The organism is Dactylosporangium sp. NPDC049140 (genome assembly GCF_040648435.1).
In genome coordinates this window covers 238224-257779 of the sequence record NZ_JBEZDS010000008.1, presented here as the reverse complement: position 1 = coordinate 257779, position 19556 = coordinate 238224, and the positions used below count along the sequence as shown (strand labels likewise).

At 72.0% G+C, this 19556-nt stretch carries 19 protein-coding genes; 8 read left to right on the top strand and 11 right to left on the bottom strand.

All coding sequences use genetic code 11. From position 1 onward, the window contains the following. Positions 1-8 precede the first annotated feature (8 nt). The 5 genes from thpR to AB0B76_RS16450 form a co-directional block, all read right to left on the bottom strand. A complete protein-coding gene (thpR, locus tag AB0B76_RS16470; RefSeq protein ID WP_360375364.1) occupies positions 9-569 on the bottom strand; it encodes an RNA 2',3'-cyclic phosphodiesterase in 561 nt (186 codons plus the stop codon). Continuing rightward, positions 566-1153 (bottom strand): hypothetical protein, encoded by a 588-nt coding sequence (locus AB0B76_RS16465; protein ID WP_360375362.1) that lies wholly within the window; start codon positions 1151-1153, stop codon positions 566-568. The genes thpR and AB0B76_RS16465 overlap by 4 nt, the downstream gene beginning before the upstream one ends. 1932 nt (positions 1154-3085) lie before the next feature. Beyond that, positions 3086-3883 (bottom strand): maleylpyruvate isomerase N-terminal domain-containing protein, encoded by a 798-nt coding sequence (locus AB0B76_RS16460; RefSeq protein ID WP_360375360.1) that lies wholly within the window; start codon positions 3881-3883, stop codon positions 3086-3088. Positions 3884-3938: 55 nt separating this feature from the next. Next, the gene (locus tag AB0B76_RS16455) at positions 3939-5246 is read right to left on the bottom strand and encodes an MFS transporter (RefSeq protein WP_360375358.1); all 1308 of its coding nucleotides are present in this window, start codon (positions 5244-5246) and stop codon (positions 3939-3941) included. Then, positions 5243-5683, bottom strand: coding sequence for a MarR family transcriptional regulator (locus AB0B76_RS16450; protein ID WP_360375489.1), 441 nt, complete (start codon positions 5681-5683; stop codon positions 5243-5245). Before AB0B76_RS16450 ends, AB0B76_RS16455 begins: the two co-directional genes overlap by 4 nt. 131 nt (positions 5684-5814) lie before the next feature. Between AB0B76_RS16450 and AB0B76_RS16445 the strand changes: the two genes are divergently transcribed. Further along, positions 5815-6060, top strand: a complete 246-nt coding sequence (locus AB0B76_RS16445) for a DUF2530 domain-containing protein (protein ID WP_360375487.1) — start codon at positions 5815-5817, stop codon at positions 6058-6060. Positions 6061-6070: 10 nt separating this feature from the next. Then, the gene (locus tag AB0B76_RS16440; protein ID WP_360375356.1) at positions 6071-6457 is read left to right on the top strand and encodes a VOC family protein; all 387 of its coding nucleotides are present in this window, start codon (positions 6071-6073) and stop codon (positions 6455-6457) included. Here the strand turns inward: AB0B76_RS16440 and AB0B76_RS16435 are convergent. Together AB0B76_RS16435 and AB0B76_RS16430 are read right to left on the bottom strand one after the other, a co-directional pair. Beyond that, complete coding sequence (locus AB0B76_RS16435) at positions 6454-7146, bottom strand: helix-turn-helix domain-containing protein (RefSeq protein ID WP_360375354.1); 693 nt, start codon at positions 7144-7146, stop codon at positions 6454-6456. The two genes, AB0B76_RS16440 and AB0B76_RS16435, sit on opposite strands and share 4 nt — an antisense overlap. Further along, positions 7133-7981, bottom strand: a complete 849-nt coding sequence (locus tag AB0B76_RS16430; protein WP_360375352.1) for a DUF3027 domain-containing protein — start codon at positions 7979-7981, stop codon at positions 7133-7135. The genes AB0B76_RS16435 and AB0B76_RS16430 overlap by 14 nt, the downstream gene beginning before the upstream one ends. A 71-nt stretch (positions 7982-8052) precedes the next feature. Between AB0B76_RS16430 and AB0B76_RS16425 the strand changes: the two genes are divergently transcribed. The 3 genes from AB0B76_RS16425 to AB0B76_RS16415 all read left to right on the top strand — a co-directional run bounded on the left by AB0B76_RS16425 (position 8053) and on the right by AB0B76_RS16415 (position 11736). After that, the gene (locus AB0B76_RS16425; RefSeq protein ID WP_360375350.1) at positions 8053-9735 is read left to right on the top strand and encodes an MFS transporter; all 1683 of its coding nucleotides are present in this window, start codon (positions 8053-8055) and stop codon (positions 9733-9735) included. Beyond that, complete coding sequence (locus AB0B76_RS16420; RefSeq protein WP_360375348.1) at positions 9732-10424, top strand: futalosine hydrolase; 693 nt, start codon at positions 9732-9734, stop codon at positions 10422-10424. The genes AB0B76_RS16425 and AB0B76_RS16420 overlap by 4 nt, the downstream gene beginning before the upstream one ends. Before the next feature lie 493 nt (positions 10425-10917). Next, a complete protein-coding gene (locus AB0B76_RS16415; protein ID WP_360375346.1) occupies positions 10918-11736 on the top strand; it encodes a 1,4-dihydroxy-6-naphthoate synthase in 819 nt (272 codons plus the stop codon). Positions 11737-11777: 41 nt separating this feature from the next. Here AB0B76_RS16415 and AB0B76_RS16410 read toward each other — a convergent pair whose 3' ends face one another. Both AB0B76_RS16410 and AB0B76_RS16405 read right to left on the bottom strand, forming a co-directional pair. Next, positions 11778-12176 (bottom strand): cold-shock protein, encoded by a 399-nt coding sequence (locus AB0B76_RS16410; protein ID WP_360375344.1) that lies wholly within the window; start codon positions 12174-12176, stop codon positions 11778-11780. A gap of 72 nt (positions 12177-12248) precedes the next feature. Continuing rightward, complete coding sequence (locus AB0B76_RS16405; protein ID WP_360375342.1) at positions 12249-12887, bottom strand: HAD family hydrolase; 639 nt, start codon at positions 12885-12887, stop codon at positions 12249-12251. Positions 12888-13022: 135 nt separating this feature from the next. Here AB0B76_RS16405 and AB0B76_RS16400 point away from each other — a divergent pair, with 135 nt between their 5' ends. Both AB0B76_RS16400 and AB0B76_RS16395 read left to right on the top strand, forming a co-directional pair. After that, positions 13023-14663 (top strand): glycosyl hydrolase family 18 protein, encoded by a 1641-nt coding sequence (locus tag AB0B76_RS16400; RefSeq protein WP_360375340.1) that lies wholly within the window; start codon positions 13023-13025, stop codon positions 14661-14663. 79 nt (positions 14664-14742) lie between these two features. Next, positions 14743-17112, top strand: coding sequence for a helicase-associated domain-containing protein (locus AB0B76_RS16395; RefSeq protein ID WP_360375338.1), 2370 nt, complete (start codon positions 14743-14745; stop codon positions 17110-17112). A 161-nt stretch (positions 17113-17273) separates the two neighbouring features. On the opposite strand, the gene AB0B76_RS16390 is transcribed toward AB0B76_RS16395, so the two are convergent. Continuing rightward, positions 17274-17492, bottom strand: coding sequence for a hypothetical protein (locus AB0B76_RS16390; protein ID WP_360375336.1), 219 nt, complete (start codon positions 17490-17492; stop codon positions 17274-17276). Beyond that, on the bottom strand, positions 17489-17686 hold the full coding sequence (locus AB0B76_RS16385; RefSeq protein ID WP_360375334.1) for a hypothetical protein: 198 nt from the start codon (positions 17684-17686) through the stop codon (positions 17489-17491). The genes AB0B76_RS16390 and AB0B76_RS16385 overlap by 4 nt, the downstream gene beginning before the upstream one ends. Positions 17687-17911: 225 nt before the next feature. Here AB0B76_RS16385 and AB0B76_RS16380 point away from each other — a divergent pair, with 225 nt between their 5' ends. Continuing rightward, complete coding sequence (locus AB0B76_RS16380; RefSeq protein ID WP_360375332.1) at positions 17912-19552, top strand: DNA repair helicase XPB; 1641 nt, start codon at positions 17912-17914, stop codon at positions 19550-19552. Positions 19553-19556: the final 4 nt, after the last annotated feature.

The window sequence follows — 19556 nt, the reverse complement described above, 5'->3', positions numbered from 1 at the left end:
CGCCGTTTTCATCGCAGGCCGACGGTCCTGATGACGTCATACTCGGGCTGGGGCCCAAGGCGACTGCGCATCAGTCGTACCTCGTCGAGCCGCCACTCGGGCGAGCGGTACGCGGCGAGATGCTCGAGATCCATCGCCAGCTCCTCGGCCCCGACCAGCTGCCCGGGCCGAGCGATCGTCAGGTGCGGCTGCCAGTCCCGCCGGTCGAACGGCAGCCGGCGCCGGCGCAACGCCTTGCGCACCGCATCCCCCAGCCGCCGCAGCGCGATCCCCCCGTCGTCGCTCTCGACCTCGGCGACGAGATGCTTGAACTGCTTGCGCCCGAGCGTCTTCCCGCCCGCGATACGCACGGTGGGCGCCTCGGCCTCTCCGACCTCGAGCAAAGCCTCCACGGCGGCGTCCTCGTCCTCGACGTCCCCGATGAACGCGACGGTGAGATGCCACCGCTCGGGCGGCGCAAGCCGAACGGACTTCTCCCGCGGCCGCGCCACCGCCAGCCCGTCAACCATGCGCTTGAAGTGCTCCCGCACCTCGGCCGGCGGGTAGACCGCCATGAACACCCTGCTCACCGCGGCTGCGCACTGGCGTTACGGAGCACCAGGCCGGCTCGCTGCAGCTCCCCCTCGACCCGGAGCCGCTCGAGCTCGAGATCGATCCCGGAGACCTCGTCGAGGTGCTCCTCGATGCCAAGCTGCACACACGCCGTGTGCAACCCTTCGTCATACGCTTCCTGCACCGCAACGAACCACACCCGAGACCGCGTGGCCACACTCTCCCGAAGCCGATTGAGCCGCCGAAGATCCCCGGCGACCTGCTCGATCGGCGGCCCGACGGCCCGCGCCCCACGAGCACCGACAACCCGGTCGACACCACGCCCGACGCGGCCGATCACCCACCGCCGCCGCAACCACCCACCACCGCGCAACTCCCGACCGCGCGCCCCCCACCGGTGCTCAGCGACACGCTCTTCACCCCGCCGCCGCGACCGCTCCTCGATCCGCCGCCGAACGCCTTCGGGCAACACCTTGAGAACCCGCTCCCACCCTCGAGCGAACACTTCATCGGCCGACATGAGCAGCACACAGACAAGACACGGAGCCACGGCGATCAGCCCAATGACCCCGGCCACCAGCAGGCCGTGCAACACGCCCACGATATGAGACTAAGCTCACAGGGGAACGATCGCCACCGATTTGCCGACCTTCGCCGCGCCAACCTTCCGCGGTGGCCGCTCGTGGGCTGCCCCGACGCTCGGCCGATGGTGGCGGGAGCCTGCGCTCCGGCAACGTTGTGGTTTGCCGGCGGGTTCGTGCGGGTCGTCATTCGGTGGTCCCGGATTTGTGCGCCATTTGAAGTGGGGCGGCGGGGTTCGGGGGTGGTTGGGATAATTGTTTTGTGGTGGGGCAGATATCGTTGTTCAGTCGGGCGCAAGTGGCTGCTATGCGGGATCGGACTCGGGCGCGGAATTGGTCGCCTTCTCGGGATGCGTTTCGGCGGGAGCATTCGGAGCGTCGCTACTGGGGGCTGCGGCGGCGGTATGCGGAGAAGCTTCGACGGCAATACGGCAGCGAGGCGGCTGGGTATGCGAGCTTCGGGCGACGGGCCGCGGAGGCGAAGGCGGCCTACGAGCAGCGTTCGGCGGCTGCCCTTGCGCCAGCTGGGCCAGTGCCATCGACTGAGCAGACCGAAAGCCCGGTCCTGTTGATTCCGCCGGTTGAGCAGGCCGCATGCCCGGCTCCACCGGCCCCAGTGGTTGACCCGGCCAAATGGCCCGTCCCGCCGGTCCCGCGAGTTGACCAGGCCGAATGGCCCGCCCTGCCGGTCCCGACGGTTGACCAGGCCGAACGCACGACCCCGCCGGGCGAGCACACCGAATGTCCTATCCCGTCGGATGCACACTCCGCGGAGCAGACCAGCACCGACAACGACCCCACGCCGGGGCACAGCGCGGACGACGCCGACCGGCCCGACCCCGCACCTCGACACCGCCCCGAACCGGCACCACGATCCCGCCGACGCACCAAGATGCGGAACAATCAACCGAAGCCGCACCGACCGGCGCATTCCGTATTCCGCCGAAATCCCCGAGCGTCGCCATCGATCATCCATTATTCCAACGGACCACCGGTGTCGAACTCCTTGAGCGCCCCGACCACGAGACGCTCCAAACGAAACAGCGACGCACCCATTCTTACGCGCGGGCGGTGGTGCCGCGACGGCCGCGGTTGTCAAATCGCCCAGGCGCGGCGATCACGGCCCGGCAAGCCATGAGAAACAACCGACGGCACGGCGTTCGAGCCCAAAGAAGCGGTTTCAATACTGCCCGCACCCCGGCGGTTCACAAGGGCGCTCGACGTGAACCAGCCGGGCGTCGCGGCATGTGACGACAAGCGCGACCACTGCGGGCGCCCTGGCTGACGAGGTGCCGGCGCCGTCCGGTTGCTCCCGACTTATTGCCGGTCGCGCAGAGTGCCGATCTTCCTCCCTGCACCAGCCGATCAGGCTCCACAGACGAAACAGCGCGGCAACTCGCCAAGCCACATGGCGCGCTGAGACCACCGCACCGCACCGCACCGCACCGCACCGCACCGCACCGCACCGCACCGCACCGCACCGGCAAGTCAAAACCGTCGGCCCAGCTCCCTGCGCTGCACCGGCCAACCCGGGTGCGATGGCGAAAGAGGGCGACCACGAGCTCGCTCGGCGACGGGCACAGCTGCACAGCGCCGCCAAGACCGCAGGCACGAGACACACCGGGGGACCCGAGACACACCGCAGGCACCCGAAGCACACCGCAGGACCCGAAGCACAGGCAGGCGCGAGACACACCGCAGGCACGAGACACACCGGGGGACCCGAGACACACCGCAGGACCCGAAGCACAGGCAGGCGCGAGACACACCACAGGCACGAGACACACCACAGGCACGAGGCACACTGCAGGACTCGAGGCACAGGCAGGCGCGAGGCACACCTCGGGATCCGAAGCGGACTGCGCGGCGGTGAGGCCGAGCAGGCGGCGCCCCCTCGCCGTCGCCTACCCAGGCCTCACTGCCGCGATTCCCAAGGGCCCGCCCGGGAGCGCCTACTGCGTGCCGGCCTGCAACAGAGATCGGAGTTCTGCGATGGCCTCCTCGTCACCATCCACCTCGATCGGGGAATGCGCATCGGTCGTTGGGGTCGATTCGCGTGCCCAAAGCCACCGCAACAAAGGGACCGGAGCGGCCGTTACCGTCGCCGCCGGGGGAGGAGTGGGCGGCGAACCGTTGACCGCGGTCACCGCCACATGGTTGTTTGCGGCCGTCACCAGCCAGGACCGCGACAAGGGCGGCGGCGCCAGCAGGCGGACCAGCACGGCGTGGCCCTTCGCGTGCTCCAGGGCCGGCTTGAACTCGTCCGGCGACTCGCGGGAGGCGTAGCCGACGAACAGCTCCAGGAGCTCGGCCACGCCGTCGGACGCCAGGTCGTCCGGGATCGGGGCCGCCTCGACGTCGTGGGCGAGCTCGGCGTCGAGGCGGTGGATGACGGTCTCCAGCGCCATGCGGCGAATCCAGAATTTCACGGTCTGGTCGGGGTTGTGCCAGGTCTTGGCCCGGTCGGTGTCGTGGCGGCGGGAGAACTCATGGGTCAGGGCGCCGTACCCGCGGTCCAGGAGCGCGATCGGATGCTCGCTGAGCACCTCCGCCGGCGGCCACGGGTCGGGCCAGGAGCCGATGCGCATGACCTCGGCCTTGTGCAGGTACACCTGGCCGACGTGGCGCACCAGGTCGGACACCGTCCAGGGCAGGCAGGTGGGGACCTTGGCGGTCAGGCCGGCGCCCGCCACCTCGCGCAGGCGCATGTAGTCGGCGGCCAGGCACTGCAGCAGTCGCGATCGCTCCATGAACCTGACTCAACCACACGGGTACGACAAAATCCCGGCAGCCCGAGTGCTCGGCTCAGCGCACCGCCGGACGCACCGCCGGCACGCCCCCGGCCCGCTCGTGCACATGCATCCGCGGGCGAGGGCGCCAGGCCACGTGGATGCGCCCCCGCACGCGGCGCAGCTGCAGCACCCCCAGGAGGACGGCCGCGAAGAGCGAGATCAGCCCGCCCGTCCACAGGCCCGAGCGCGGCCCGAACCGCTCCGCGCACCAGCCGATGATCAGCGAGCCCACCGGCGTGCTGCCGAGGAAGACGAGCACGTACAGCGCCATCACCCGGCCGCGGAAGGCGGCCTCCACGCCGAGCTGGATGCGCTGGTTGGCGGCCTGGGCGAAGTAGATCATGAAGAAGCCGGTCGGCAGGAGCAGGACCACGGCGGTCACGAAGTTCGGCGCCAGGCCGACCAGCGACTCGAAGCCGGCGAACAGGATGGCCGCGGCGAGCACGCGGTACACCGACGGGCGGCCCCGGCGCCGCGAGCTGGACAGGGCGCCGGCCAGTGCGCCGACCGCGATCGCGGTGGTGAGCAGGCCGAAGTACTTCGCGTCGACGTGGAACTCGACGCGCGCGAGCACGGCCAGGGTCAGCTGGAAGTTGAAGCCGAAGAGGCTCACGAGGAAGACGAGCAGGATCGCGAGGCTGAGGTCGGGGCGCTGCCGGACGTACCGCAGCCCGTCGATCGTGCGCGCCTCGCTCGCGGCGAGGGCGTCGCGCTCGACACGGTACAACTCGGAAGGGCTCATCCGGGCCAGCGCCACCAGCGGGGCCGTGCACAACGCGGCGGTGAGCAGGAAGATCGGTCCGGTGCGGTCGTGCAGGCCCGCGATGATCAGGCCGGCCACGGCGGGGCCGACGATGCGGGCGGTGTTGAACGTCGCCGAGGACAGCGACAGCGCGTTGGGCAGGAGTTCCTTGCCGACCAGTTCGGAGACGAACGACTGCCGCACGGGCGTCTCGATCGCGCTGATCGCCCCGAAGAGCGCGGCGGTCACGAACACCCACCACAGGTTCACGATGCCGGAGACGACCAGGACTCCGAGGAGGGTGGCGACGACCGCCGAGCCGGCGTTGGCGAGCTGCAGGAGGCGCCGCTTGTCGAAGCGGTCGGCGAGCTGGCCGCCGTACAGGGTGAGCAGGAGCACCGGCGTGAACTGCAGCGCCGTGACGACGCCGAGGGCGGATGCGGAGTTGTCGGAGAGCTGCAGGACGAGCCAGTCCTGCGCCGTGAAGAGCATCCAGGTGCCGAGAAGCTTGATGAGCTGGCCGATGGTGAACAATCGATAGTTGCGAACCCGCAACGAGCCGAACGTACTGCCGATCATGTGCTGCGACCGATCCTCCCCAGTATCTCGGCGGCCTTGGTCAGCACCTCGCGCTCCTCCGGGGTCAGAGCCATGAGGTGCTTGGCGAGCCACTCGTCGCGGGTGCGGCGGTGCTCGGCCACGACGGCGCGCCCCGACTCGCTGGCGGCGAGGATTACCTGCCGTCCGTCGGTCGGGTGCGGCGAGCGCTGGACGAGACCGCGTTCCTCCAGCTTCGCGACGATCTTGGTGAGGGTCGGCGGTTGTACCCGCTCGAGCTCGGCCAGCTCCCGCGGCGTCAGCGCGCCCCCGAGCTCCAGGCTCGTCAGCGCCGACAGCTGCGTGATTGTCAGGTCGCCCATCGGGCGGGCCTGGCGCAAGCGGCGGTTGAGGCGGGTGATGCTGTCCCGGAGGGCCGCCGCGAGCTGGGCGGCGGCGAGGCGGGGCACGCGAACCATCACGTTAGTTAGCTTATCTAATGAGCATGGCTAACGACCTGTGGGTTGGGTCACGGGAGGCCTGCGGCGAGGAGATCCGGGCGGGTACCGTGAGCGGCGTGACCACCCCGCCCAAGCCGCTCGACCCGCCGATGGTGCCCTTCGCGATCGCGGGGATCGCGCTGTGGGTCGTCGCGGCGTTGATCATGCTGCCGTTCCGGGACGAGCTGGCCGCGCACGGGCACGGCAACTGGTTCGGCATCGCGGTCGCCGGCGCCCTGTGGGGCATTCCGGGCGGGCTCACGATGGTCGTGCACGACCGGAACCGGCGGCGGCGCCGCGAGGGAGCCCGGGCCGCGTCCGATTCGTTCAAGACGGACACCCCGGCCGCACCCTAGCGTGGGCGGCATGAGACTGAACGTATTCGGCCTGGTCGTGGCCGACATGCCGCGCTCACTCGCCTTCTACCGCCGGCTCGGGCTCGACGTACCGGCCGCCGAGGACGCGAGCCCGCACGTGGAGCACGTCCTCGCCGGCGGGGTCAAGCTGACCTGGGACACCATCGAGACGATCCACTCGTTCGACCCCGAATGGCAGCCGCCGGTCGGGGGCAGCCGCATCGGGCTCGCGTTCGAGTGCGAGTCGCCGGCCGAGGTCGACAAGGTGTACGCCGAGCTGCTCACGGCCGGCTACGAGGGCCACAAGGAGCCGTGGGACGCGTTCTGGGGGATGCGGTACGCCGTCGTCCACGATCCCGACGGCAACGGCGTCGACCTGTACGCCGGCAACAACTAAGGAACAAGCTCCTTCATCGGTACCCCCGCCAGCGCCTTGACGTCGCGCGCGAGGTGGGCCTGGTCGGCGTAGCCGGCGCTCGCGGCCACCGCCGCCAGCGCCACCCCGCCCCGCGCCAGGTCGAGCGCGGCGCCGAGGCGCAGGACACGGGCGAGGTGCTTGAGGCCGTACCCGTACAACCGCAGCCCCCGCCGATGCAACTGCCGCTCGCTGAGCCCGACCTCCGCCGCGATCCCGGCCACCGGCCGACCGGCGCGCAGGGGAGCCAGCAGGCGCGGCGCCAGCGGGTCGGGCGCCCGGTCGACGGCGAGCAGGGCGGCCTCGAGCACGGCGACCGGATCGAGCGCCTCCTCGAGCCGTTCCGTCAGGCGGCGCACCTGGTCGGAAGGCCAAAACGCATCCAGTGGTACCCGCTGATCGCGCACCTCGTCCGCCGAGATCCCCAGCAGCGCCGGGCCCTGGCCGGGCGCGAATCGCACCGCCGCCGTCCGCGCGCCGTCCGGGATCCAGGTCAGGTGCGCGATCGTGTCGGGGCCGGCGACGATCAGGCGGCCGTCGCTGTGGATGACGTCCATGCAGCCGTCGGGCAGGATGCGGGCCGGGCCGCCCGCCCCCGCGCGGTGGCGCCAGGCGACCGCGCCGCGCAGCCGCGACGCGCGTTCCGTGTAGCCGAAATCAGCCGTGCCCATAGGGTTCGGCCGGTTCGTCACCGTCGACGGAGCCCGGGGCACGGCTGACCGCGACCGCCTCGACCTCGCTGTCGTCGAACACGGTCGGCAGTTCGTCGACCGCCTGGGCCTGCTCCACGAGCACCTCGGAGTGGGCGCCGCAGCCGTGGTCGGCCGAGACGACCTGGGCGTCGTCGGGCGCGTACTCGTTGCCGCACACCCCGAACGCCTGGCGCAGCGAGCCGGCGAGCTGCAGGTAGAAGCCGCACGAGCCGCAGCGGGCCGCGGACGGGGCGGCCACGGAGATCGGCGCGTTGGGGCCACGGTCGCCGTCGTACCAGCGCTGGGCCGCGTCGAGGCGCCCGTCGCGGGACATCACGCGGGGGCGGCCGAGGCCGAGCTCCCAGTTGAGCGACTCGTCGGCCGGGTCGTCGGACTGCACGTAACCGGGCTGCAGGCGCGGGTCGTCGGACGGGGTCGGCAGCAGGTCGCCGACGCCGAGGTCGCCGGGCTGCAGGCGCTCCTGCCACGGCACCCACTCGGGCGCGCGCAGCGCCTCGGGGCCGGGCAGCATCGTCGTCTCGCAGATCGTGACCTGCTTGCTGCGCGAGATGCGCGTCACGGTGACGGCCCAGCGCCAGCCGCGGTACCCGGGCAGGCCGCACTCGAAGAAGTGGGTGACCAGGCGTTCGCCTTCTGCGACAACGCCCAAATGGGCACCGATGTGGTCGGGATCGACAACGTCGAGGCCCTGCAGCGCGATCTCGACCGCGTCCGTCAGGACCTGGTCGGGCTTGGCGGCACGGCTTCCCCGGGTGGGCGCAGTCGAGGCAGTCACAGGTCCATTGTTCCTCATCGCCACGCCCGACGAGCACGGCGGCCCCGGCGCGCCCAAAACTGTCGTACCCGTCAGTCAAGATGGGTGGCATGTCGGTGATTCGAGGAGTGGCGCAGACCATGGTGACCACCGTGCGTGCGGCGCGGGTCGCGACGGTCGGCACCACGAGGGCGGGCCGGTATCTCGGCCGCAACCTGCTGCGCGTGCGCGAGCGCGGCGCGGGCGGCGAGTCCGGCATGCTCCGCCTGCTCGACCTGCACGCGGCCTCGTGTGCGGGCGACACCCTGGTCGCGCTGGGGCTCGCGGGCACGGTCTTCTTCTCGGTGCCGGCCGGCGAGGCCCGCGGCCGGGTGGCGCTCTACCTGCTCATCACCATGCTCCCGTTCGCGCTGCTCGCCCCGGTCGTCGGCCCCGTGCTCGACCGGTTCCGGCACGGCCGCCGCTACGCGCTCGCGGTCACCATGCTCGGCCGGGCGTTCCTGGCCTTCCTGCTCTCCGAACACCTGACGAGCTGGCTGCTGTACCCGGCCGCGTTCGGCATGCTCGTGCTGTCCCGCGCCTACGGCGTGGCCCGCAGCGCCGCCGTGCCCCGGGTCCTGCCGCCCGGGCTCGGGCTGTCCGAGGCGGGCGCGCGCGCCTCCGTGTTCGGCACGTTCGCCGGCGCCATCGCGCTGCCGATCGGCCTGCTCGCGGGGCAGTTCGGCCCGCAGTGGCCGCTGCGCGTTTCGATCCTCGTCTTCGTGTACGGCATGGTGACCTCCCTGCGCCTGCCACCCCGCGCCGACTCCGACCCGCCCGAGACCATGCCGCGGGTCCTGCGGCCGTCCGGGCGCGGGGTCAAGGTACTCAGCGGGCGCGTTGTGATCGCGGCGCTGGTCGGCAGCGCGACGCTGCGGGCGCTCTACGGGTTCCTCACGCTGTATCTCGCGTTCGCCATCAAGGAGGGCACGCTCCCGGTCACGCTGCTGACCTGGCGGCTCTCCGAGCAGGTGGCGGTCGTCGTGGTGGCGGGCGCGCTGGGCGTGGGGTCGTTCCTCGCCACGGCCATCGGCACCCGGCTGCGCATCCATCGGCCCGCGCTGCTGCAGGCGATCGGCGTGGTGCTCACCGCGTTCATGGCCATCCTCGCCGCCGACCGCGACTCACTCGGCACGGTGGCGCTCCTGTGCCTGTTCACGGCGGTCGCCAGCGGCCTGGCCAAGCTGGCCGTCGACGCCTCGATCCAGGAGCGGATCGACGAGAACGTGCGGGCCAGCGCGTTCGCGCACTCCGAGACGCTGCTCATGATCGCGTGGGTGGCCGGCGGGGCGGTCGGGCTCATCCCGTTCGGCGGGGCGTGGGGGCTGTTCGTGGCCGCGTCGTTCGTGACGCTGGCGGCGGTGCGGGCGCTGTACTCGGCCGTGGTCCTGCGCAAGGAACGGCTGCGCGGCGCCCCGCCGGACGTGCCCGACGCCGAGGCCACCACGGTCGCAACCCCGGTCACGCCCGCCGCGCCCGCCGCCCCCGCCGCGCCGGCGCCCGAGGCCCGCACCGTCCCGCGCCCGGCGGCCGCCGGGGACGACGGCGAGCGGCGGCGGTTCGGGTTCGGCCGGCGGCGGGAGAGCGCGGAGCCGACGGTCACCGCGCCGGCCCCGGCCGCGGCCGCAACGGAGACGAAGAAGATGCCCGCCGTCGACGTCGAGGACGGTTCGCCGCTCGCCCCGCCGGGGTACACGCTGTATCGGCCGTCGGGGACCGACCCGACGGCCCGGCTGGAGGGCGACGAGCGATGAGGCCGTTACTGGGGTACTCGCGGACGCTGATCGTGACCGCGGTCGCGGCCGAACGCGAGAGCGTGCTGGCCGGGCTGGGCCTGGGCGAGCAGGGGCCCGAGGCGCTGGAGGAGGGCGCCCCGGTCGTCGTGGTGGCGGGCGGCGTCGGCCCGGCGGCGAGCGCGGCGGCGACGTCGCAGCACCTGACCACGGCCATGCACATGGGCCCCGCCTTCGATCTCGTGCTCTCGGCGGGCATCGCCGGCGGGTTCGCCGGGCGGGTCGAGATCGGGGGCCTGGTCGTGGCCACCGAGTCGATCGCGGCCGACCTCGGGGCGGAGGGGCCCGACGGGTTCCTCAGCGTGGACGAGCTCGGATTCGGGTCGTCGCGGCTGGACGCCGACCCGCAGCTGCTCCGGACCCTCCGGCTGGCGCTGCCCGAGGCCGTCGGCGGCCCCGTCCTGACCGTGTCGACCGTCACCGGGTCGACCCAGTCCAAGGAGTTGGTACAGAAGCGGCACCCGGACGCCGTGGCCGAGGGCATGGAGGGGTTCGGCGTGGCGTCGGCGGCGCGACTCTGGCCGGGCACGGCCTTCGGCGAGATCCGAACGGTGTCGAACGCGGTCGGCCCGCGCGACCGAGCGGCGTGGCGGATCCCCCAGGCGCTCTCCGTGCTGCGAGAGGTCTTCGGCGCACTAGCGGCGCGCTGAGGCGCACACGCGGCCCCGCGAGATGCGCACGGTGCGGCGCGTGCGGCCCCCACGACGGGCGCTCGGTGCGGGCACTCACGACACCGCGACGGGCACGGGCGGCGTGGCGGACTCCCCCGGGCCGCTGGTCTGCGAGATCTTCAGCGCACCCACGACGGGCGGGCGGTGCAGGGGTCGCTGCACCGTGAGGGGATGCAGCGCGGGGCACTCGCGCACTGTGAGGGGGTGCGATGCGGGGCACTCGCGCACTGTGAGGGGGTGCGACGTGGGGAGCTCGCGGCACCATGACGGGTGCGCGGATTTGGGCACTCATGACGCCGCGAGGGGCGCGGGCGGCCTGGGCGACGTGACGGACCCCCGGCGGCGGCGCTGCTCCGCGGAGGTGTCCGGCAAGGTGAGGTGCGCTCGCGGCGCGGTGGGGTGCGCTCAGTGTCACACCGGCGGTTTTTCCGCTTGAGGTGCGCCGTTCCGCTGCGGGTCTAGATTCGGGTTTGTGACGCTTTCGCTCGCCTTTTCGCCGTGTCCGAACGACACGTTCGTCTTCCACGCGCTGACCCACGGGCTCGTGCCCGGTGCGCCCGACTTCGACGTGACCTTCGCCGATGTCGACGTCACCAACACGGCGGCGCTCTCCGGGCAGTTCGACCTGGTCAAGGTCAGTTACGCGGCGCTGCCGTGGCTGCTCGACAAGTACACCCTCCTGCCCTGCGGCGGGGCCCTCGGCCGGGGCTGCGGGCCGCTCGTGCTGGTCAAGGACGCCGGGATCGCCTCGCTCGCGGGCAAGAGCGTCGCCGTCCCCGGCGATCGGACCACCGCCTATCTGCTCATGCGCCTCTGGTCGGCCGCCGAGCCGCCCGCGCACATCGAGGTCGTGCCGTTCGCCGAGATCATGCCCGCCGTCGCGGCCGGGCGGTTCGACGCCGGGCTCGTGATCCACGAGGCGCGGTTCACGTACCAGCGGTACGGCCTGCACGCCCTCGCCGATCTCGGGGAGTGGTGGGAGGACGACACCGGACTGCCGATCCCGCTCGGCGCGATCCTCGCGCACCGCGAGCGCGTCGATCCCGGGCAGGCGACCGCCTGGATCAAGGAGTCGGTGCGGCTGGCCTGGGAGAACCCGGGCGCCAGCCGGTCGTTCGTGCTCGAGCACGCGCAGGAGATGGAGCAGTCGGTCGTCGACCAGCACATCGGCCTGTACGTCAACGAGTTCACCGCGTCCCTCGGGCCCGACGGGCACGCCGCCGTGGACGCGCTGCTCAACCGGGCCGCGGCCGAGGGGCTGGTGCCCGCCACGCCGCTCGTCGGAGCCTGAAGCGATAAGCGAAGAGGGGGCCGGTCGGCCCCCTCTTCGGCTCACACCTCGAGTTCCCGAGCCACCAGGTGGACGGCCTCGGCCACGGTGCGCGCGGCCTTGCGGTCCGGGTAGCGGCCGCGCTGCAGGTCGGGCTGGATCTTGGCCTCCAGGACCTTGATCATGTCCTCGATCAGGCCGTGCAGCTCCTCCGGCGGGCGACGGCTGGCCACCGCCCGGGCCTCGGCGACCGACGGCGGCGCGTCGAGCAGCTTGACCTGCAGGGCCTGGCTGCCCTTGCGGCTCTCGGCCACCCCGAACTCGACCCGCTGACCGGTTTTCAGCTCATCCACGCCCGACGGCAGCGCCGCCTTGTGCACGAAGACGTCTCCGCCGTCGTCGCTGGTGAGGAAACCGAAACCCTTCTCCTGGTCGTACCACTTCACTCGACCCGTCGGCACGCTGCCCTACTCCCCAGTGTCGGACCCGTCCCGGGCGGCCGCGTCACCGGCACCCGGGATTGCACAACAAGGCTAGTCACCCGAAACGGCCCGGCCAACCGAGATCATGCCTTGGAGGAATGCGGGAAACGGGCGCAGATCCGCGAAGACGGCGGTCGCTCCGGCCGCGCGGAGCTCCTCCTCCGAGCACGGGCCCGAGGTCACCCCGACGGCCGGGATGCCGGCCAGCACGCCCGCCTGCATGTCGGCCACGTGGTCGCCGACGTAGAGGGCGGCGCCGATCTCCCGCAGCACCTCGGCCTTCTCGGCGTGGAAGACGTCGCCGTACACGCGGTCGACCTCGATGCCGAGGTACGCCAGGTGGAGCTCCGCCAGGCGGCCGAGCTTCGAGGTGATGACGACGACCCGGCCGGGCACCGTGCGGACCGCCGCCAGCGCCTCCGCCGCGCCCGGCAGCGGCACCGAGGGCGCTATGGCGTGGTCCGGGTAGAGCGCCCGATAGATCCCGACCGCTTCTTCGACGCGCTCGGGCGGGAACCACTCGGCCACCTCCAGCCGCAGCGGCGGGCCCAGCCTGGTCACGGCGAGGTCGGCATCGACCGGGACGCCGGTCTTCGCGGTGAGTGCCCGCCACGTGGCAGCGATACCGGGGCGGGTGTCGAGGAGCGTCATGTCAAGGTCAAAGCCAATGACAACCGGTTGTTGAGACACCCTTAAGGATGCCCAGGTCACAGTGGGTATGCCATCGAAATACGCGCTCGCGCATCTATTGACGGGTGAGATCTAGACCACTACCGTCACCTTCACTTTTAGGAAAGTTTCCTAAGAGACCATCCAGGAGACGCGATGAAACGATCCGTCCGCAACGGCCTCATCGTCGCCGCCGCTCTGGCGGTGGCCGGGGCCGTGGTTCCCATCGTCACGACCACCGCCAACGCCGCCGGCAACCTGAGCGCGACGTTCACCGTCGACCAGGACTGGGGCTCCGGCTGGGGCGCCAGCTACAAGATCACCAACGGGACCTCGAGCACGATCAACGGGTGGACGCTCGAGTTCGACCTGCCCGCGGGCGGTCAGATCACCAGCTTCTGGGACGCCGACGTGACCCACGCGGGTCAGCACTACGTCGCCAAGAACAAGTCCTGGGCCCCGACGCTGGCCGCGGGCGCGACCTTCAGCTGGGGCATGAACGGGGCCGGGGCCAAGCCGCCGAGCAACTGCACGATCAACGGCGTGAGCTGTAGCGGTGGCAGCCCGACCACGGCCCCGCCGACCACCACGAAGCCGCCGACGACCCCGCCGGTGACGACCTCACCGACGACAAAGCCGCCGACGACCCCGCCGCCGACCACGACCACGCCCCCCGCCACGGGCGGCAAGAAGGTCGTCGCGTACTTCACCGACTGGGGCGTCTACGGCCGCAACTACCAGGTGAAGAACATCGAGACGAGCGGCTCGGCGGCCAAGCTCACCCACATCATGTACGCGTTCGGCAACACCACGAACGGCCAGTGCTCCATCGGTGACAGCTACGCCGACTACGACAAGGCCTACACCACGGCCGACTCCGTCGACGGCGTCGCCGACACCTGGGACCAGCCGCTGCGCGGCAACTTCAACCAGCTCAAGAAGCTCAAGGCGAAGCACCCGGGCCTGAAGGTCATCTGGTCCTTCGGCGGCTGGAGCTGGTCGGCCGGCTTCACGCAGGCCGCCGCGAACCCGACCGCGTTCGCGAACTCCTGCTACAACCTGGTCAACGACCCCCGCTGGGCCGGCGTGTTCGACGGGATCGACATCGACTGGGAGTACCCGAACGCCTGTGGCCTGCAGTGCGACTCCAGCGGCCCCAACGCGTTCAAGAGCGTGATCGCCGCGCTGCGCGCCAAGTTCGGCTCCAGCGCCCTGGTCACCGCGGCCATCACGGCCGACGGCTCCAACGGCGGCAAGATCGACCTGGCCGACTACGCCGGGGCGATCTCGAACCTCGACTTCATCGACCCGATGACGTACGACTACTTCGGCGCCTTCAGCGCGCAGGGCCCGACCGCCCCCCATTCGCCGCTGACCTGCTACTCGGGCATCCCGACGGCCGGTTTCTGCTCCGATGCGGCGATCCAGAAGCTCAAGTCCAAGGGCATCCCGGCCAGCAAGCTCCTGCTCGGCATCGGCTTCTACGGCCGTGGCTGGACGGGTGTGACGCAGGACGCCCCGGGCGGCAGCGCGACCGGCGCCGCCCCCGGCACCTACGAGGCCGGCATCGAGGACTACAAGGTCCTGAAGACCAGCTGCCCGGCCACCGGCACCGTCGGCGGCACCGCCTACGCCAAGTGCGGCAACAACTGGTGGAGCTACGACACCCCGGCCACGATCAACAGCAAGATGGCCTACGCCAAGCAGCAGAGCCTCGGCGGCGCGTTCGTCTGGGAGCTCTCGGGTGACACCAGCAACGGCGAGCTCATGACCGCCGTGAGCGGCGGCCTGAAGTAACACCGAGTTCAGCAATCGAGGGCGGGCCCCCGGGGCCCGCCCTCTTTTGTCGTACCCGCCGGTTAGCGTATTAGGCGAGATGACGACGACTACGCTGGCCGACCACCTGCGCGCCCTGCCCGACGACGAGCTGACGGCGCTCATCCGGCTGCGCCCTGACCTGGTCATCCCGCCGCCGCCGGACTTCTCGGCGCTGGCGCACCGGGCGCAGTCGCGGGTGGCGGTGGCCCGCGCGCTCGACGCGCTGGACCAGTTCACGCTGGAGATCCTCGACGCGTTGCGGTACACCCGCGTCGGCCACGGCTCGTCGGCCGAATCGGTGCTGGCGCTCACCGCGCAGTCCGGCGTGGAGGCGGCCCGCGTGCGCGCGGCGATCGACCGGCTGCGGGCCTGCGCGGTGGTCTTCGGCCCCGACCCGGCGCTGCGGATCGTGAACGCCGTCGACGAGGTCTGCTCGCCCTACCCGGCCGGGCTGGGCCGCCCCGCCGAGGAGCTCGACCCGGTGGCGGGTGCGCTGGTCGCCGACGCCGCCGGGCTGCGCCGCACGCTCCTGGCCGCCTCCCCCGCGGCCCGCGCCGTGCTCGACCGCCTCGCCGCCGGCCCGCCGGTCGGCACCGTCGCCGCGGCCGGCCTGCAGCCCGGCTCCGACTCGCCGGTGCGCTGGCTGGTCGACCGGCACCTGCTCGTCATCGTCGGCCGCGACGCGGTGGAGCTGCCGGTCGAGGTCGCGCTGCTGCTGCGCCGCGACGCCGGGCCGCTCGGGCCGCTGCACCCCGACCCACCGCCGACGGAGACCCCGCAGCGCGAGCCCGCCCAGCTGGACCGGGCCGGGGCCGGGCAGGTGCTGGAGCTGGTCCGCAACGCCGAGACGCTGATCGAGGCGATGGGTCAGGAGCCGCCGTCGGTACTGCGCTCAGGCGGCCTCGGCATCCGCGAGCTGCGCCGTTTCGCCAAGAACACCGGCGTGGACGAGCAGCAGGCCGCGCTGCTGGTGGAGATCGTCACCGCCGCGGGGCTGGTCGGCGAGGAGATCGTCGACAACAAGCGGGTGGAGAGCGTCTTCCTGCCCACGGTGGCGTACGACGCCTGGCGCGCCTTCGGCATCGCCGCCCGCTGGCACCGGCTCGCGGTGGCCTGGCTGACCATGACCCGCGCGCCCGCCCTCGTCGGCCAGCGCGACGACCGCGACCGCCCGCTCAACGCGCTCGCGCCCGAGCTGTCGCGCCCCGGCGCGCCGGCCCAGCGCCGCTCCGCGCTGCAGGTGCTCGCCGACCTGGCCCCGGGCCGCACCGCGACCCCGGCGGGAGTGGTGGAGACCCTCGCCTGGCGCACGCCGCGGCGGATCAGCCGGGGCGCGTCGGCCGCGATCGAGGCGAGCCTGGCCGAGGCCGCGTTCGTCGGGCTGACCGGGTTCGGCGGCCTGACCGGCTACGGGCGCCTGCTGCTGGCCGAGCTCGCCGCGGAGGCCCCCGACCCGGAGGACCCGCTCGGCATCGGCTCGCCCGAGGGCTACGCGCTGTCCGGCTCGGCCGCGCTGCTGCACACGCTGCTGCCGGAGCCGGTCGACCACCTCCTGCTGCAGGCCGACCTGTCCGCTATCGTCCCGGGCCCGCCCGAGCCGACCCTCGCCGGGGAGCTGGAGCTGCTCGGGCAGCAGGAGTCCGCCAGCGTGTACCGCATCACCGCCGACACGGTCCGCCGGAGCCTCGACGCCGGCTACTCCGCGGCCGACCTGCACGCGCTGCTGGCCCGGCGCTCGCGCACGCCGGTGCCACAGACGCTGACGTACCTCATCGACGACGTCGCCCGCCGGCACGGTGGCATGCGCATCGGCTCGGCCAACTCCTACGTGCGCAGCGACGACGAGTCGCTGGTCGCCGAGGTGCTCGCCGACCGGCGCCTGCAGACCCTCGGCCTGCGCCGCCTGGCCCCGACGGTGCTGGCCTGCCGCCACACGCCGGCCCGACTGCTGGAGGCGCTGCGCGAGGCCGGCTACCCGCCGGTGCAGGAGGACTCGACCGGCGCCGCGGTGCTGAGCCGGCCGAAGGCGCGCCGGGGGGCGCCGCGGCCGACCTGGGCCTCGCGTGGCGTGGAGGACCCGACCTCGGCGGTCCGGCTCTCCCCGCCGCGGCTGGCCGGGGTCATCGAGCAGATCCGGCGCGGCGACGCGGCGGCCCGGGTCGCGCGGCGGGCGCCGGTGACCGTGCGGACCAACGGGGGCTCCGGGGCCTCGCACACCGAGGCGCTCGAGGTGCTCCAGCAGGCGCTGCGGGACAAGACGCGGGTCTGGGTGGGCTACGTCGACGCGCACGGGGCCACGGCGTCGCGGCTGGTCCGGCCGGTGTCGATGGGCTCGGGCTACCTGCGGGCGGAGGACGAGCGCACGGAGATGCTGCACACGTTCGCGCTGCACCGGATCACCGGCGCCGTGCCGGAGGCCGAGGCTTAGGGGCTGTGTCGAAGTGGGGGTCGGAGCGAGGCGAGGCTCAGGCGTCGGCTGGGGCCGCGCCGGGCGCGCCCCGATACCGGGGTTGTATCGGGGTGTGACCGCTACGGTTCCCGGCGGCGTCTGAGTCCGCCGCAGCCCGGCCATCCACTTCGACACAGCCCCTAAGCCCCGTCGTCGGCCCGGGCCGTGCCGATCACGGAGACGATCAGCAGCACCACCGCCAGGCTGCCGGCCGTCTCGCCGATGGCGTCGGTCAGCGGGCTGCCGAGCACCAGCCAGGAGACGAAGAACCAGCTCAGGGCCGCGATGACGACCACGGTGACGCCGAGCTTGGCCAGGGGTGAGAGGGTCTGCGGCCGCGCGTGGTCGAGTTCGCTCATTTCCGTTTCCCGTCGCTGCGGCGGATCGAGCCGATGACCGAAGCCACGAGCATGACGACGAGGATGGCACCGAGCGACTCGCTCACCGCGGTCTCCACGTCGGTGTGCGCGACCTGGTGCGAGAGCAAAAACCAGCCGACCGCCACCGCGAGGGCGGCGATTCCCCCGAACGTCAAGGTCACCCTCGGACGCATGTATCGATGGTAGGCCGGTCCGGCCCGCTTGCGGATCCGGTGAAAATCCGGATGTCGGGGCGGGGCGGAATCGGCGGGACGCGCTCGCCCCCGAACTGATCCCCCCGAGCGCGTCCGGCCGAGACCGTCAATTCTTGGAACGCATCCCACGGGGTCCGCGGTTGCATGGGTATGGATCGTTCCCACTATCCGAGAAATGTCACACCTCCATGCAACACTGGTCCGGTGCCTGAAGGTCCCCTGATCGTCCAGTCCGACAAGACGCTCCTGCTCGAGGTCGACCACCCCGATGCCCAGGCGTGCCGCATGGCGATCGCTCCGTTCGCCGAGCTCGAGCGGTCGCCGGAGCATGTGCACACCTATCGCCTGACCCCGCTCGGGCTGTGGAATGCGCGCGCCGCGGGCCACGACGCCGAGGGCGTGGTCGACTCCCTGCTGCGCTACTCGCGCTATCCGGTGCCCCACGCACTACTGGTGGACATCGCCGAGACGATGGACCGCTACGGGCGGCTGCGGCTGCTCAACGACCCGGTCCACGGCCTGGTCCTGCACGCGTCCGACCGGGCGGTGCTGATCGAGGTGGCCAAGAGCAAGAAGCTGGCCGGGATGCTCGGCGCCCAGCTCGACCCCGACACCATGATCGTCCACGCGTCCGAGCGCGGGCGGCTCAAGCAGGCACTGCTGAAGCTGGGCTGGCCGGCCGAGGATATGGCCGGTTACGTCGACGGCGAGGCCCACAACATCGACCTGGCCGAGAACGGCTGGGTCCTGCGCTCCTACCAGCGCGAGGCGGTCGAGTCCTTCTGGGCCGGCGGCTCCGGCGTCGTGGTGCTGCCCTGCGGGGCCGGCAAGACCCTGGTCGGCGCGGCGGCGATGGCGGAGGCCAAGGCGACGACGCTCATCCTGGTCACCAACACGGTCGCGGGCCGGCAGTGGAAGCGCGAGCTGATCGCGCGCACGAGCCTGACCGATGAGGAGATCGGCGAATACTCCGGCGAGCGCAAGGAGATCCGGCCGGTCACCATCGCGACCTACCAGGTGCTGACGACCCGCCGCAGCGGCACGTTCGCCCACCTCGACCTGTTCAACGCCCGCGACTGGGGCCTGGTCGTCTACGACGAGGTGCACCTGCTGCCGGCCCCGATCTTCCGGTTCACCGCCGACCTGCAGGCCCGGCGGCGGCTCGGGCTGACCGCGACCCTCGTGCGGGAAGACGGGCGCGAGGGCGACGTGTTCTCGCTGATCGGGCCGAAGCGCTACGACGCGCCGTGGAAGGACATCGAGTCGCAGGGCTGGATCGCGCCGGCCGAGTGCGTCGAGGTGCGGGTGACGCTCACCGACGAGGAGCGGATGGCGTATGCGGTGGCGGAGCCCGAGGAGCGGTATCGGGTGGCGGCCACGGCCAAGACGAAGCTGCCGGTGGTCCGGGCGCTGATCGACCGGCACAAGGACGACCAGGTGCTGGTCATCGGGGGTTATATCGACCAGCTGCAACAGCTCGGGGAGTTCCTGGCCGCGCCGATCATCCAGGGCTCGACCACCAACCGGGAGCGGGAGAAGCTGTTCGACGAGTTCCGGAGCGGGTCACTGCGGACGCTCGTGATCTCCAAGGTCGGCAACTTCTCGATCGACCTGCCGGAGGCGGCCGTGGCCGTTCAGGTGTCCGGGACCTTCGGGTCCCGGCAGGAGGAGGCGCAGCGGCTCGGGCGGGTGCTCCGCCCCAAGTCCGACGGCCGGCAGGCGCATTTCTACACGGTGGTGGCCCGCGACACCATCGACACGGAGTATGCGGCGCACCGGCAGCGGTTCCTGGCGGAGCAGGGTTACGCCTACACGATCACCGATGCCGATGACGTCGTGGCGTAAAAGC

Coding starts and splice junctions, on each gene's coding strand:
- AB0B76_RS16430 (WP_360375352.1), bottom strand. CDS start 7,981: ATGAGGAACAATGGACCTGTGACTGCCTCGACTGCGCCCACCCGGGGA.
- AB0B76_RS16460 (WP_360375360.1), bottom strand. CDS start 3,883: ATGGAGCGATCGCGACTGCTGCAGTGCCTGGCCGCCGACTACATGCGC.
- AB0B76_RS16400 (WP_360375340.1), top strand. CDS start 13,023: ATGAAACGATCCGTCCGCAACGGCCTCATCGTCGCCGCCGCTCTGGCG.
- AB0B76_RS16390 (WP_360375336.1), bottom strand. CDS start 17,492: ATGAGCGAACTCGACCACGCGCGGCCGCAGACCCTCTCACCCCTGGCC.
- AB0B76_RS16445 (WP_360375487.1), top strand. CDS start 5,815: ATGGTGCCCTTCGCGATCGCGGGGATCGCGCTGTGGGTCGTCGCGGCG.
- AB0B76_RS16455 (WP_360375358.1), bottom strand. CDS start 5,246: ATGATCGGCAGTACGTTCGGCTCGTTGCGGGTTCGCAACTATCGATTG.
- AB0B76_RS16425 (WP_360375350.1), top strand. CDS start 8,053: ATGTCGGTGATTCGAGGAGTGGCGCAGACCATGGTGACCACCGTGCGT.
- AB0B76_RS16395 (WP_360375338.1), top strand. CDS start 14,743: ATGACGACGACTACGCTGGCCGACCACCTGCGCGCCCTGCCCGACGAC.
- AB0B76_RS16435 (WP_360375354.1), bottom strand. CDS start 7,146: ATGGGCACGGCTGATTTCGGCTACACGGAACGCGCGTCGCGGCTGCGC.
- AB0B76_RS16420 (WP_360375348.1), top strand. CDS start 9,732: ATGAGGCCGTTACTGGGGTACTCGCGGACGCTGATCGTGACCGCGGTC.
- AB0B76_RS16440 (WP_360375356.1), top strand. CDS start 6,071: ATGAGACTGAACGTATTCGGCCTGGTCGTGGCCGACATGCCGCGCTCA.
- AB0B76_RS16450 (WP_360375489.1), bottom strand. CDS start 5,683: ATGGTTCGCGTGCCCCGCCTCGCCGCCGCCCAGCTCGCGGCGGCCCTC.
- AB0B76_RS16385 (WP_360375334.1), bottom strand. CDS start 17,686: ATGCGTCCGAGGGTGACCTTGACGTTCGGGGGAATCGCCGCCCTCGCG.